13 protein-coding genes are annotated in these 13,111 nt (G+C 45.0%); 12 read left to right on the forward strand and 1 reads right to left on the reverse strand.

What is annotated here, in order from left to right:
* Position 1 precedes the first annotated feature (1 nt).
* The 8 genes from BMW61_RS05505 to atpC all read left to right on the forward strand — a co-directional run bounded on the left by BMW61_RS05505 (position 2) and on the right by atpC (position 6,517).
* Positions 2 to 763 carry a F0F1 ATP synthase subunit A gene (locus BMW61_RS05505; RefSeq protein WP_022761135.1) on the forward strand — a complete coding sequence of 254 codons (762 nt, stop codon included), beginning with the start codon at positions 2 to 4 and terminating at the stop codon, positions 761 to 763.
* Positions 764 to 866: 103 nt separating this feature from the next.
* On the forward strand, positions 867 to 1,148 hold the full coding sequence (gene atpE, locus BMW61_RS05510) for an ATP synthase F0 subunit C (RefSeq protein WP_022761136.1): 282 nt from the start codon (positions 867 to 869) through the stop codon (positions 1,146 to 1,148).
* 50 nt (positions 1,149 to 1,198) lie between these two features.
* Positions 1,199 to 1,702 (forward strand): F0F1 ATP synthase subunit B, encoded by a 504-nt coding sequence (atpF, locus tag BMW61_RS05515; protein ID WP_022761137.1) that lies wholly within the window; start codon positions 1,199 to 1,201, stop codon positions 1,700 to 1,702.
* Positions 1,699 to 2,238 (forward strand): ATP synthase F1 subunit delta, encoded by a 540-nt coding sequence (atpH, locus tag BMW61_RS05520; protein ID WP_022761138.1) that lies wholly within the window; start codon positions 1,699 to 1,701, stop codon positions 2,236 to 2,238. The genes atpF and atpH overlap by 4 nt, the downstream gene beginning before the upstream one ends.
* Before the next feature lie 27 nt (positions 2,239 to 2,265).
* A complete protein-coding gene (gene atpA / locus BMW61_RS05525) occupies positions 2,266 to 3,789 on the forward strand; it encodes a F0F1 ATP synthase subunit alpha (RefSeq protein ID WP_022761139.1) in 1,524 nt (507 codons plus the stop codon).
* Positions 3,790 to 3,835: 46 nt separating this feature from the next.
* Entirely contained in the window at positions 3,836 to 4,693 is an 858-nt protein-coding gene (atpG, locus tag BMW61_RS05530) for an ATP synthase F1 subunit gamma (RefSeq protein ID WP_091820245.1), read from the forward strand.
* Positions 4,694 to 4,708: 15 nt separating this feature from the next.
* Positions 4,709 to 6,106, forward strand: a complete 1,398-nt coding sequence (gene atpD, locus BMW61_RS05535) for a F0F1 ATP synthase subunit beta (protein WP_022761141.1) — start codon at positions 4,709 to 4,711, stop codon at positions 6,104 to 6,106.
* A 9-nt stretch (positions 6,107 to 6,115) separates the two neighbouring features.
* A complete protein-coding gene (atpC, locus tag BMW61_RS05540; RefSeq protein ID WP_022761142.1) occupies positions 6,116 to 6,517 on the forward strand; it encodes an ATP synthase F1 subunit epsilon in 402 nt (133 codons plus the stop codon).
* 456 nt (positions 6,518 to 6,973) lie between these two features.
* Here atpC and BMW61_RS05545 read toward each other — a convergent pair whose 3' ends face one another.
* Entirely contained in the window at positions 6,974 to 7,750 is a 777-nt protein-coding gene (locus BMW61_RS05545; protein WP_022761143.1) for a hypothetical protein, read from the reverse strand.
* Positions 7,751 to 8,090: 340 nt separating this feature from the next.
* Between BMW61_RS05545 and BMW61_RS05550 the strand changes: the two genes are divergently transcribed.
* The 4 genes from BMW61_RS05550 to BMW61_RS05565 all read left to right on the forward strand — a co-directional run bounded on the left by BMW61_RS05550 (position 8,091) and on the right by BMW61_RS05565 (position 12,983).
* Positions 8,091 to 9,452, forward strand: a complete 1,362-nt coding sequence (locus BMW61_RS05550; protein ID WP_091820249.1) for an MATE family efflux transporter — start codon at positions 8,091 to 8,093, stop codon at positions 9,450 to 9,452.
* Between the two features lie 18 nt (positions 9,453 to 9,470).
* A complete protein-coding gene (locus BMW61_RS05555) occupies positions 9,471 to 11,150 on the forward strand; it encodes a M3 family metallopeptidase (protein WP_091820250.1) in 1,680 nt (559 codons plus the stop codon).
* Between the two features lie 161 nt (positions 11,151 to 11,311).
* The gene (locus BMW61_RS05560) at positions 11,312 to 11,947 is read left to right on the forward strand and encodes a DUF4867 family protein (RefSeq protein WP_091820252.1); all 636 of its coding nucleotides are present in this window, start codon (positions 11,312 to 11,314) and stop codon (positions 11,945 to 11,947) included.
* Positions 11,948 to 11,954: 7 nt separating this feature from the next.
* The gene (locus tag BMW61_RS05565) at positions 11,955 to 12,983 is read left to right on the forward strand and encodes a LacI family DNA-binding transcriptional regulator (protein ID WP_022761148.1); all 1,029 of its coding nucleotides are present in this window, start codon (positions 11,955 to 11,957) and stop codon (positions 12,981 to 12,983) included.
* Positions 12,984 to 13,111 lie beyond the last annotated feature (128 nt).

The raw sequence follows: 13,111 nt of genomic DNA on the forward strand, positions 1-13,111 counted from the left end.
TATGAACTTTGAAGTAGCCGGCAGTAAGATATATTACTCCATCCACACCGGCATACCGATTCTGGGCGATTTCAATATTACCGAGACTCTGGTTGTCAGCTGGATAGTAATGGCAATCATAACGCTGCTGTGTATCTTCCTGACGAGAAACCTTCAGGTCGAGAATATTTCAAAGCGCCAGGCGGTTGCAGAGATGATCGTTGAAGCGGCCCACAATCTGGTTCGAAGTAATACCGGTGGCACCAAGTTTGACTGGCTGATTCCGCTGGTATCCGCGATATTCGCCACGAGTATAGTGTCGAACCTTATATGCCTTGTGGGACTTCGAAGTCCGACAGCCGATCTTTCGACAGAAGCGGCATGGGCAATTGTCGTATTTGTTATCATCACTGCATGCAAGATTAAAGCAGGAGGTTTCCTTGGGTATCTGAAAGGATTTACAACTCCCATCGCTGTTATGACACCGTTCAATATTCTATCCGAGTTGGCAACACCTGTCAGTATGGCTTGCCGTCACTTCGGTAACATACTCTCCGGTATTGTTATTGACGGACTGATCTATGCAGCACTTGCCATTGCGTCTTCCGCATTATTCGGACTCATACCGGGCGCTGTGGGTGATGTACTTTCCCAAATTCCGATCCTGAGCGTCGGTCTCCCGGCAATCCTGGGCGTATATTTTGACTGGTTTACAGGATGTATGCAGGCGTTTATTTTCTCAATGCTGACGATTATGTATATCGCAAACGCAGCAGAGGGTTAATTCATCTATATGCCTTCTCCTGGGGAGAAGGTGGCACGAAGTGCCGGATGAGGGGAAAATTAAATAAGAAAAATCATAATAAAAATCTTAGGAGGATTTCAACATGAGTGATTTTCAGATTTTAGCAAAAGGTATTGCACTTGCAGGATGCGGTATCGGTGCAGGATGTGCACTGATCGCCGGTATCGGACCCGGTATTGGTGAAGGAAATGCCGTTTCAAAGGCTCTTGAGGCAATCGGACGCCAGCCCGAGTGTAAGGGTGACGTAACAAGTACCATGCTTCTTGGTTGTGCGATCGCAGAGACAACCGGTATCTATGGTTTCGTTACAGGTCTACTGCTTATCTTCGTTGCACCCGGCACATTCATGGGCTACCTGAACTAATCATTTCAGAGTAGTTTAAGCCCCGCAGTAGAAATTATGGAGGTAAACGAATGGGCACACAGGACTTAGTAACACTCGTTCCGTGGACGTTCATAGCTCAGATCTGCAACCTCTTCATTCAGATGTGGCTCATCAAGAAATTCCTTTTCAAGCCTATCAACGAGGTAATTGAAAAGAGAAGACAGCTCACCGAGAACGAAATAAAGGGAGCTCGTGAAGCCAAGGAAAAAGCTGAATCCATGAAGAAGGAATATGAGACAAGCTTATCTTCCGCACAGGCCGAGGCAGCAGACATTGTTGCAAAGGCACAGAAGGAAGCTCAGGGCAAGGCTGACAACATCGTTAAAGAAGCTGAGCAGCAGGCCAAGGGTCTCATGGAGAGAGCAGAGGCTGATATCGAACAGTCAAAGAAGAAAGCCATTAACGAGGCTAAGGACACCATCGGCGGACTTGCAATGGATATTGCAGGAAAAGTCGTTGAGAAGGAAATCAACGAGAACGATCATAAGAAACTTATTGACGAATTCATTAACAATGTAGGGGAGGCGTCATGACCAAGGCTGGAGATTTATACGGACAGAGTCTGTATGATCTGGCGCTTTCGGAAAACCTTACGGATGATATCTTAAGTCAGATGGAATCGGTCAAGGAGATTTTCAAGGAGAATCCCGATTATATTACTCTTTTATCAGAACCCTCGGTTCCGAGAAAAGAGAGACTGAAACTGGTAGATGAAGCATTTGACGGACAGCTCCAGCCGTATCTGCTTAACTTTATCAAGATCCTTATTGAAAGAGGGTTATTGAGACAGTTTTCAGCATGTACGAGAAGATTTAAAGAGAGCTACAACAAGGATCACGGCATTGCCGAGGCAACCGTGACCAGTGCGATCAAGCTTAACGAATCACAGCTTAGCGCACTTAAATCAAAGCTTGAATCTGTCAGCGGAAAGAAGATTCTGCTAACTGAAAAAACCGATGAAGCTGTTCTCGGAGGAATCCGGGTGGAGATCGAAGGCAAGCTCTATGATGGAACAGTACAGGGCAGACTTGATGAACTCCGCAAAAAGGTTGACGAGACAGTCATGTAAGGAATAAAACCCACGGAGGCTTTTAGAATGGAATTAAAACCAGAAAAAATATCCGAGGTGATTCGAAGCCAGATCAAGAACTATCAAAATGCGATCATTCAGAATGAGACCGGAACAGTTCTTACCGTCGGCGACGGTATTTCAAGAGTTTCAGGACTTTTGAACTGTATGTCGGGAGAGCTTCTCGAATTTGAGAACGGCACATTCGGAATGGCTCAGAACCTCGAAGAGACAGTAGTATCCGCGGTTCTGTTCGGAGAAGATGTTGGTATCAGCGAAGGACAGACCGTTAAGCGTACTGGACGCGTTGTTTCCGTTCCGGTAGGCGATGCAATGATAGGCCGTGTTGTTAACGCGATCGGTCAGCCGATTGACGGCGCAGGCCCTATCGAATCAAATGATTACAGACCTGTTGAGATCAAGGCACCGGGCATCATCGAGAGACAGCCCGTTAAAGAGCCTTTGCAGACCGGTATCAAGGCTATCGACTCCATGATCCCGATCGGACGCGGACAGCGTGAGCTTATTATCGGTGACCGTCAGACAGGTAAGACCACAATTGCGATCGATACTATCATCAACCAGAAGGGTAAAGATGTTATCTGTATCTATGTTGCAATCGGTCAGAAGAGATCAACAGTCACTTCACTTGTTGCTGAATTGCAGAACGCAGGCGCTATGGAGTATTCCATCGTCGTTGCAGCTACGGCTTCCGAGCCCAGCCCTCTGCAGTACATCGCACCTTACACAGGCTGCACAATGGGTGAGTACTTTATGAACAAGGGTAAGCACGTGCTGGTTATCTATGATGACCTTTCAAAGCATGCGGTTGCTTATCGTGCTCTTTCACTTTTGATCAGAAGACCTCCGGGACGTGAGGCATATCCCGGTGACGTATTCTATCTGCATTCAAGACTTCTTGAGAGAGCAGCTAAACTTTCTGATGAAAACGGCGGCGGTTCACTTACCGCACTTCCTATCATCGAGACCCAGGCCGGCGACGTATCGGCATACATTCCTACAAACGTTATCTCCATCACAGATGGTCAGATATTCCTGGAGACCGAGCTTTTCCATTCAGGTATCATGCCTGCGGTTAACCCCGGTATCTCCGTATCCCGAGTAGGTGGTAATGCTCAGATCAAGGCTATGAAGAAGGTTGCCGGTACCCTGAAGCTGATCTACTCACAGTACAGAGAGCTGCAGAGCTTTGCTCAGTTCGGTTCTGACCTTGACGAAGATACCAAGTCACGTCTTGCACAGGGTGAAAGAATCGTGGAAGTTCTTAAACAGGACAAGAGCTCACCTGTAGCCGTTGAAAAGCAGGTTGCCATTCTGTATGCGGTTATCAATAACGTGCTTACAGAGGTTGCTGTTACTGATATTGCCGAGTACGAGGCAGGACTTTTCGATTACCTTGACAGTAATCCTGACGGAAGCGAAGTCATGAAGACTATCCGCGAGACAGGAAAACTCGAGGCTGAGACTGAAGAGAAGATGAAGAACGTGCTCAAGGCTTATACAGAGAGCTTCTTAAGTAAGAAAGGCTGAGATAGCTGAAGTTGTCCATTGATAACACTTTTTGGAGGAAATACACATGGCTGCTAATATGAAAGCTGTGAAACTCCGGATAAAAAGCGTACAGAGCACCATGCAGATTACAAAAGCGATGCAGCTGGTTGCGGCAAGTAAGCTGCGAAAAGCGAAGGAGAAAGCAGATAACTCCAAACCCTATTTGGGGACACTGCTTGCAACACTTCAGGACATCGCAAACGGAAACCACGATTTTCAGTCTCCCTACACAAAGGTGGGAACGAGTGATAAGTGGCTCTACGTTGTAATCGCCGGTGACAGAGGACTTGCGGGAGGATACAACTCCAACCTGTTTAAGTTCATGGAGAGCGAGACAAAGGGACGTGACATCGAAGTACTCCCGATAGGTAAGAAATCGGTTGAGTACTTCAAACACAGAAATGTTCAGATTTTCACCGAGGAATTTGCGGAGGTTGCCAAGGTAACCATTTCAGAGTGCTTCTCTGTAGCGAAGATCCTTTGTGAGGCCTATAAAGAAGGAAAATTCGGACATATTTTCCTGTGCTACACCGATTTTATATCAATGATGTCACAGGTTCCCAAGGCAAGCCCCATCCTGCCGCTGTCTGATTTGAAGGCGGAAGAGGGAAAAGCCAAAAAGTCGAAATCGCTGATTCTGTACGAGCCGGACAGTGAGACTGTATTCAATACAGTTGTTCCGGAGTATTTGGCGGGAGTGCTTTATTCGAGTATCAACATCTCCGTTGCGAGTGAGCTTGCAGCGAGAAGAACTGCGATGGAAGCAGCTACCGACAACGCAGAAGAAATGATAGAAACACTGAGTTTGTACTATAACAGAGCACGACAGGCAAGCATCACTCAGGAAATTACTGAGATTGTTGCCGGTGCAGAAGAACCATAAAGGAGAAAACTCACAATGAGTGAAAAACATGTTGGAAAGGTTATACAGGTAACAGGACCTGTCCTTGACATTCGTTTTGGCGAGGGTGAGCTGCCGGATCTGCATAGTGCCATTGAGATTCAGAATGGTGATGCAACTCTTGTTGCAGAGGTTGCACAGCAGATTGGTGATGACGTAGTTCGTTGTATTGCCATGAGTTCCACGGATGGACTTGTTCGTGGAATCGATGCGGTTGATACAGCTGCTCCCATCTCAGTTCCGGTAGGTGACGAGTGCCTCGGACGAATTTTCAATCTTCTCGGTGAGCCGGTTGATAATCAGCCTGCTCCCACAACGCAGGAGAGATGGCCTATTCACAGACCTGCTCCGTCGTTCGAAGATCAGGTTCCTGCAACTGAGATTTTTGAGACAGGTATTAAAGTCGTTGACCTTATCTGCCCTTATGCTAAGGGTGGTAAGATCGGTTTGTTCGGTGGTGCGGGAGTTGGTAAAACTGTCCTCATCATGGAGCTTATCAATAACGTAGCAAAGGCACATGGTGGTATTTCAGTATTTACCGGTGTCGGCGAGCGTACCCGTGAGGGTAACGACCTTTACGGTGAAATGAAGGAAAGTGGAGTTATTAACAAGACTGCACTGGTTTACGGACAGATGAATGAGCCTCCGGGAGCTCGTATGAGAGTTGCCCTTTCCGGACTTACAATGGCTGAGTATTATCGTGATGTTAAGAATCAGGACGTGCTTCTTTTCATCGATAATATCTTCCGTTTCACACAGGCCGGTTCAGAGGTTTCAGCGCTGCTTGGTCGTATGCCTTCAGCCGTTGGTTATCAGCCTACACTGGCAACAGAAATGGGTGCTTTGCAGGAGCGAATCACTTCCACAAAGAAGGGTTCAATCACATCAGTTCAGGCCGTATACGTGCCTGCCGATGACTTGACTGACCCTGCACCTGCAACAACATTCACGCACCTGGATGCTACCACCGTATTGTCCCGTGATATTGCATCGAAGGGTATTTATCCGGCAGTAGATCCTCTGGATTCCACAAGCCGTATCCTTTCTCCCGACGTAGTTGGTAAAGAGCACTACGAGGTAGCAAAGGGTGTTCAGCAGGTTCTCCAGAGATACCGCGAACTTCAGGATATTATCGCAATCATGGGTATGGATGAGTTGTCTGATGAGGATAAGCAGACAGTATTCAGAGCACGTAAGGTTCAGAACTTCCTGTCACAGAGCTTCTCAGTTGCTGAGCAGTTCACAGGACTTCCGGGCAAATACGTTCCGCTCAAGGAGACCATCCGCGGATTTAAGATGATTCTTAACGGTGAGTGTGATGATCTTCCGGAGTCAGCGTTCCTGCTTGTCGGAACAATTGATGAAGTGTTCGAAAAAGCTAAGAAGAACGGATGAGGTTAATTTATGGCTACTTATCATTTACAGGTCGTATCCCTGGATGGATTGGAATATGAGGGCGAAGTTGAGAAGATCATGCTACGCACGGTAGACGGTGATGTTGAGATTTTAGCAAGACATACCAATTACTGCACAGGCATAGGTATGGGTACAGCTCACGTAACCCTTGGTAATGGACAGGAGCGCAGAGCAGCCTGCATCGGCGGAATGCTTTCCGTTATGGATGGAGAAGTTCGTGTGCTGCCAACCACCTGGGAGTGGAGCGACGAGATAGATGTGGAACGCGCGCGTTCAGCTAAAGCCAGGGCAGAGGAGGCGCTGAAGGATGCGCAGCTCACCAAGGAAGCAAGAGTACGCGCTGAAGCCAAGCTTTACCGTGCACTCGTGCGAATTGGTTCCGCACAGTAATTTGTTTGTGGAATTGTTTCCTATTTCATGACAGAACTGGTTGTTCATGTGGAGACAATTCGGCAGAGATAAGAAACATTATAAGAGGCGCTGTGGCTTGCCGAGGGGGCTTGCTGCGGCGCTTTTTCTGTGGTTATGTATATGCTAAACTTATGAGCTTGGGCCTTGTGCTGTTATATTTTCGGTGATTCGTCGATCCTTCTCCTGTTTGAGACTTCGCAAATCCAGAGTAAAAAATAAGTTTGTTACTCTTTTTGGGTGTAAAATCATGTTTTTGCTTAGGGAAAATTCGCAAATAGACCAAAATCATCAGAATGTTACTCCCAATAGTAGCCATTAAGAGTAACAAATGCTCTTAATTATTTAGATTGCGAAAAACTGCGCCTTTATAAGCCTGAAAATCACTGAAAAAGAGTAACAAAAATAATAGTACAAGCTTTTTGTGAAAATCAAAGGTTATATTCTGTTTTCAAAAGGTCCAAAGTGATATTGGATTAGTGTGTGAACATAGCTTATATCAAGAGGGCAATCCTTGGTTTCAAAGGTTAAGATAAGATTATCACCTGGCACATATCCAGCGTTTATGTAATTCCTGATCTTAGAAGTCATGCTATTCTGGTAGGTTATTTGATCTGCAAGTCCAAAATGCTCCCATATATAAGTCTTTCCATTACCAGGATGCCTGATAGAAAAGTCAGGATACACAATAATATTGTCTATTATCTGCTTTGCCTCATATTGGTAAGAAAGATGGTTTTCAAATAAAGCATAAGCTATAATGGCTTCTGACTTTGAGCGGACAAATTGCCCCTTGGGGGCTTTTATAATAAGTGCTTCGGGGTGATTGGGATTTGATTCATAGCCATCATCATCCAGCCAGGCAAATTGGGGTGAAAGAAATTGTAAATATGGTGAATTCTTAGAAAGGATATCATTATATCTGCATTTCTTACGCACCTTAAGATATGCTTTGATTGCAGCTAGTTCGTTTTTTGCATCGCGGATGTTGTCGAGTAATAGTGTTTTTCTTGCAAGTTTTCGAACTAAATCATAGTTTTCTTTTGGGATATAAGAACGTGTGCTTTTTCCTTCCTTGGTTTTAGTGTGGTGATAGCATCGTGCTCCGTTGTTGTATATGGCAAGCGTCCCGTCGGGAAGTTTACATGCTTCAAATTCATACTTACTAAGCAGCTTTTCGAGCTGCTCTTTTCTTGTATAAAAATAATCAGTCATTGTGATCCTTTCTGTAAAACTAGCTGCCTTGCAGGAAATTTCTCTTTAGACTTAAGTAGATAGTATTCTAGTAAGTTTTTACATGAAAATGCTACAACAACAGCAAATAAGTATAAAAATGGACCCCATCATAAGAAAAAATCTTTCAAACAAATCATCAAAACCAAAATGGAATACTTGGATGAATATCCTTGAAACGTTCAATACGATATCATATAAATTTAGAAATGTAAATAATGGATTTGAGTTTTTATATACGATAAAATTAAGTGCAACTAAAATTGCATAACAGAATTATGAAAGGCGACAGAAATAAACAGGACTACAGACATTTTTTACTATGAAAAAACTAATATCAGCAAGACAGGGATTCTATCGCGAACTTTTCAGACTTGTAATCCCGATCGTAATGCAAAACTTAATAGCGTCAGCGGTGAGCATGGCAGATGTAGTTATGCTTGGAAGAGTTGACCAGACTTCTATATCTGCATCAAGCCTTGCGGGGCAGGTGATGTTCTTATTAAATGTCCTGTTTTTTGGACTCAATTCTGCGCTGACAATTTTGGCAGCCCAGTACTGGGGCAAAAGGGATATGAAGGTCATCTCCAAGATACTCGGAATAGGCCTTATTATCTCGCTTGTCGTGACTGTGAATGTGGCTATTCTGGCATTTTTCTTCCCATATCACGTCATCAGGGTGTGGACGAATGTGCCTGAACTGATTGATGCCGGAGCAATTTATCTTAGATATGCCGCACTTTCCTACATATTCCTCGGAATCGCGCAGCCGTTTCTTACTATTTTGAAAAGCTGTGAGAGGGTACTTTTTTCAACTATCCTGTCAGCATCGACACTGATTATAAACGTTATTCTCAATGCGCTTTTGATTTTCGGAATAGGTCCTTTTCCGCAGATGGGCATAGCGGGAGCAGCGCTTGCAACTTCGATATCCTGGGGAATCGGACTGACTGTCTGTATCTTTGATTTCTTCAGGCAAAAAGAGCTTCCGAAGAATGTGCTTAACATGTTCAGAATACCCAGGGCCCTTATCGTGGATTTCGGAAAGTATTCACTTCCTGCATTTATAAATGATGCGATGTGGGGACTTGCTTTTAATATGAACTCTATCATCATGGGACATCTCGGGTCCGACATAGTGGCAGCAAACTCAGTTGTCTCCGTGGCCAGAGATCTGGTTACTGTCGTGGGCTTTGGAATATCCGGTGCGGCATCAATTATGCTTGGAAAAGAGATTGGTGAAAATCGACTCAAGGACGCGGAAAAAGATGCCTCTTCAATTTTGAGAGTTACCATATTGTCGGGAATTGTCTCGGGAGCCGTGCTTTTTTCAATAAGTCCATTCGTGCCGGGACTTGTGAAGATATCCGCTACCGCAGCGCATTATCTGAGAATAATGCTGTACATAAACGTGGTCTATCAGATGGGGCAGATAATAAACACCGTGCTCATTGCGTCGCTCTTCAGGTGCGGCGGCGATTCCAAGTACGGAATGGTACTGGACATCACCTGTATGTGGGCGTTTGCGGTTCCGCTGGGACTGATCAGCGCATTTGTGTTGAAGCTTCCGCCGCTTACGGTTTATATTCTTATGTGTACGGATGAATTTGCCAAGATGCCGTTTGCAATCCATCATTATATGAGCAAGGGATGGATTAAGAATATTACGAGGGAAATCAAATAACGAAGGAGATTTTTGGGGATGAAAAGGTTTGATGAGATTCAGTATGAGAGACCGGATTTTGATTTGTTGGAGGCTAAAATCGGTCAGGCAGTCACAGCAGCAAAAAACGGGGAGAGCTTTGAAGAATTCGACGAGGTGTACAAAGAATATCAGAAGGTAGTTGCTCATAGTGCCACCATGGCTCTGATTCTTAACATCAGAAGTTATCTTGACGGGACTGATGAGGAGAATAATGCAGAGAAGGCATATGTTTTCGGAAAAATGGCTGTAGCAGGTGAACAGAGAATTTACGAAGCTGTCGAAAACAGTGCATATCGCGAGGCTTTTGAAGAAAAATACGGAGCCTTTCTGATAAAGAAACAGTTAAATGAAAAAAAGTTGTATGAAGCGGGCGAGGAATTCCTGATCAGAGAAAACGAGCTTGTGACTGAGCTCCACAAATGTCTGTCTGAACTTAAGTATGAATATAACGGGGAGATGGTTTCCGCATCTCAAATAGGATTCAAGAAAAAATCCCCCGACACAGAGGTTAGACATAATGCCCGCTATTCCGTGGAAAAAGCTTTTGCCAAGAATGGTGAGAGATTCGGTGAGCTCATAGGAGAGTTAGTTGAAGTAAGGGATAAGCTTGCAAAGGCTAATGGATTTAAGAATTATCTTGATTATGAGAATATTTCGCGAGGAAGATTTTCTTATGGAGAGAATGAGCTCCAAGAGTTTTGCGACAATGTAAAGAAATATATCCTCCCTGTTTTGGAAAAGAGTAATAAGAAATTACAAAAAGAGCTGGGACTTTCAGAGTTTACGTCCTATGACAGTGACATATTCTTTGCTGAAGGAAATGCAAAGCCGCTTGGGGATGAGAAGTTCATAAGAGAAAAGGTGCAGGAAATGTATGATGATATGGATCCTGTACTTGGCGATACTTTCAGAAAAATGAATGAGAACGGCTATGTTGATATTAAGTCAACGGATACCAGGATAACAGGGCTGGCGTTCACTGTAGGGATACCCGAAATGAGAGTTCCTTTTATTTACGGAAACTTTCTTGATGATGCCGAAAGTGTTAATGATCTGATACATGAAAGCGGTCATGCTATGCAGACCATGCTGTCAATGGATTCGCTGGAGCCCCAGGAGCTTCAGGATCCTGTGCAGGATTTGGTGGAGATACCATCCAAGTCCATGGAATTTATATCTCATTATTACGCAGAGAAGTTTTTCGGTGAGGATGCAGATAAGTACAGAAAAGGTCATCTGACGTCAGTTCTTGATGAAATTGCAGGGTATTGTTTATTTCATGAATTTGAAACTTTTTTGTACGGCTGTCCTGGGGCAAGTAAGCAGGAGCGCATAGATAAATTCAATGAGCTCACAAGACAATATAAACCCGGCGTAGTTCAAATGCATCCGGAACTTCTTGACAAGGGAGCAGGACTATATAGAAATGTAGAGGCTATAGGCCTTCCAAGATACCTGATCTCATATTCCATAAGCGATTTATCTGCAATCTATATTGCGAACGAGTTTATGAAGGATAAGAGAAGAGGAACAGATATATTTATGAAGCTTGGCCGGATCGGAGGGAGCATGGATTACTTTGATGCTATATCCGCACTTGGTCTTAAACCTGCATTTTCAGAGGATGTTATAAAAGAAGCTGCAGAGTATCTGCAGAAAGAGTTGGGGCTTCTATAGGAAAATAGTGTCAAAAACTTTCCCCGTAATTTTGTATAAATCTGATAATTGAACAACACCATCTTTTCACCTATAATGTGTGTACGTTAACGGAAATCGTAATTCGTTAGATGATTTGAGAAAAACAAAGCACAATAACAATAAAGAAAGGTAGGAGAAAAATGGTAATCAAAAGTGTAACAGACAAAGAGTTCAAAGAGTACGGCAGAGTTGTTGAGGGATACAGCGTAGCTGAAATTCTTAAGACACTTGAGAATGACACACCTTGTCCGGAGGGTGTTGTTTATGTGGCTGAGGAGCCTAAGCTCATGGCTTCAGCAGATACCAAGGATCTTGGCACAAGCCTTTTCGGCGGCATGCCCTTCCAGTTTGGTTACTGCAACGGACACAACACAAAGATGAACTGCATGGAGTACCACAGAGACAGCGAGTTCAACCTTGGAACAGAGGATTTCATCCTTCTTCTTGCTAAGCTCAGCGACATCGAGGACGGCAAGCTTGATTCTTCAAAGGTTGTAGCATTCAAGTGCCCTAAGGGTGTGCTTGTTGAGGTTTATGCTTCAACTCTTCACTATGCACCCTGCCACGCAGATGCTTCCAAGGGCTTCAAGGTTCTCATCGCACTTCCCAAGGGAACAAACGTAGGAACTACCGAGACAGCAGGCAAGAACCTTGATGACAGAACACTTTTCGCTACAAACAAGTGGCTTCTTGCACACAAGGATGCTTCTGAGATCGCTGACGGTGCATACGAAGGCATAACAGGAGAGAACATCGATATCGCAGGACTCATTTGAGGGGAAAATGGCAACAATAACTGAAATAGCGAAGCAGGCCGGTGTCTCAATCGGTACTGTCGACCGCGTGCTTCACAACAGAGGCTACGTCAAGCAGGAGACCAGAGAACGCGTCGAAAAGGCGTGTGAGGAACTCCACTACGAACCCAACCGTGTGGCACAGGGACTTGCAGTCAGGAAAAAGAAGCTGAAGTTTCTTTTTATGATTCCCAAGACACAGTACAGCCCGTTTTTTATTCCGGTGAGGGAGAGTGCCGAGAAAAAGGCAAAATCCCTGGAAGCCTATGCTGCAACAACGGATATAGTCGAGTATCCCGACAGCGCGAAGGAAGAGGCGAGCCTGTTAAAATCGCTTAAGAAAACAATCGGAGAGTATGATGGTGTTTGCATCACAGGCACCACTTCTCCCGTAAATGATCTGATAATTGAAGAACAGAAAAAGCGTGACATACCACTGGTTTTCTACAACAGCAGACTTGACGGCGTAGAGCATCTGGCCTATGTGGGCTGTGACTATATCGCTTCCGGAAGGCTTGCGGCAGGACTTTCTGCAATGGCCGGAGGAGAGGATGCAAAGGTATGCTTCTTTACGGAGTACGACAGCATCAAGGAGAGTGCAACCGAGCGTATCAGAGGCTTCTCAAATGAGATGAACTCGCGCTATCCCGATATGGAGCTTCTCGGAAAGTGGAGCATATCCCTTGACCGAGAGGAGAACAAGCGGGCAGTCAGAGAGATGCTTATTAAGTATCCCGAGACCAACGTGGTTTATGTCATCAACCCGAGGGATTACGATATCTGCAGGCTTATCGCAGCAGAGGATCCGCAGAGAAAAATAAGGATTATCACGAATGACCTTGTAGCGGTGCAGTATGAGATGTTCCACAAGGGAATGATAACCGCGACGATCTGTCAGGAGCCCGAGAAGCAGGGTAAACTCTCGCTGGAGATTCTGTTTAATTATCTGGCGTATGGCACAGTGCCTAAGAAGGTGAATTATACGGAGCTGAGTATACATATTGAACAGAATTTGTAGACCCTCATCCGGCGCTACGCGCCACCTGTCTCCGCTCCGCTCCGGTCCGCGCAAAGCCGACGTCCCCCGGACGTCGTGCGCCCCCAAGGGGGGAGGCAGGAGGAATAGTTAACAGATTTTTGCCTTTA

This window comes from Butyrivibrio sp. ob235 (assembly GCF_900109475.1).
GTDB lineage: Bacteria > Bacillota > Clostridia > Lachnospirales > Lachnospiraceae > Butyrivibrio.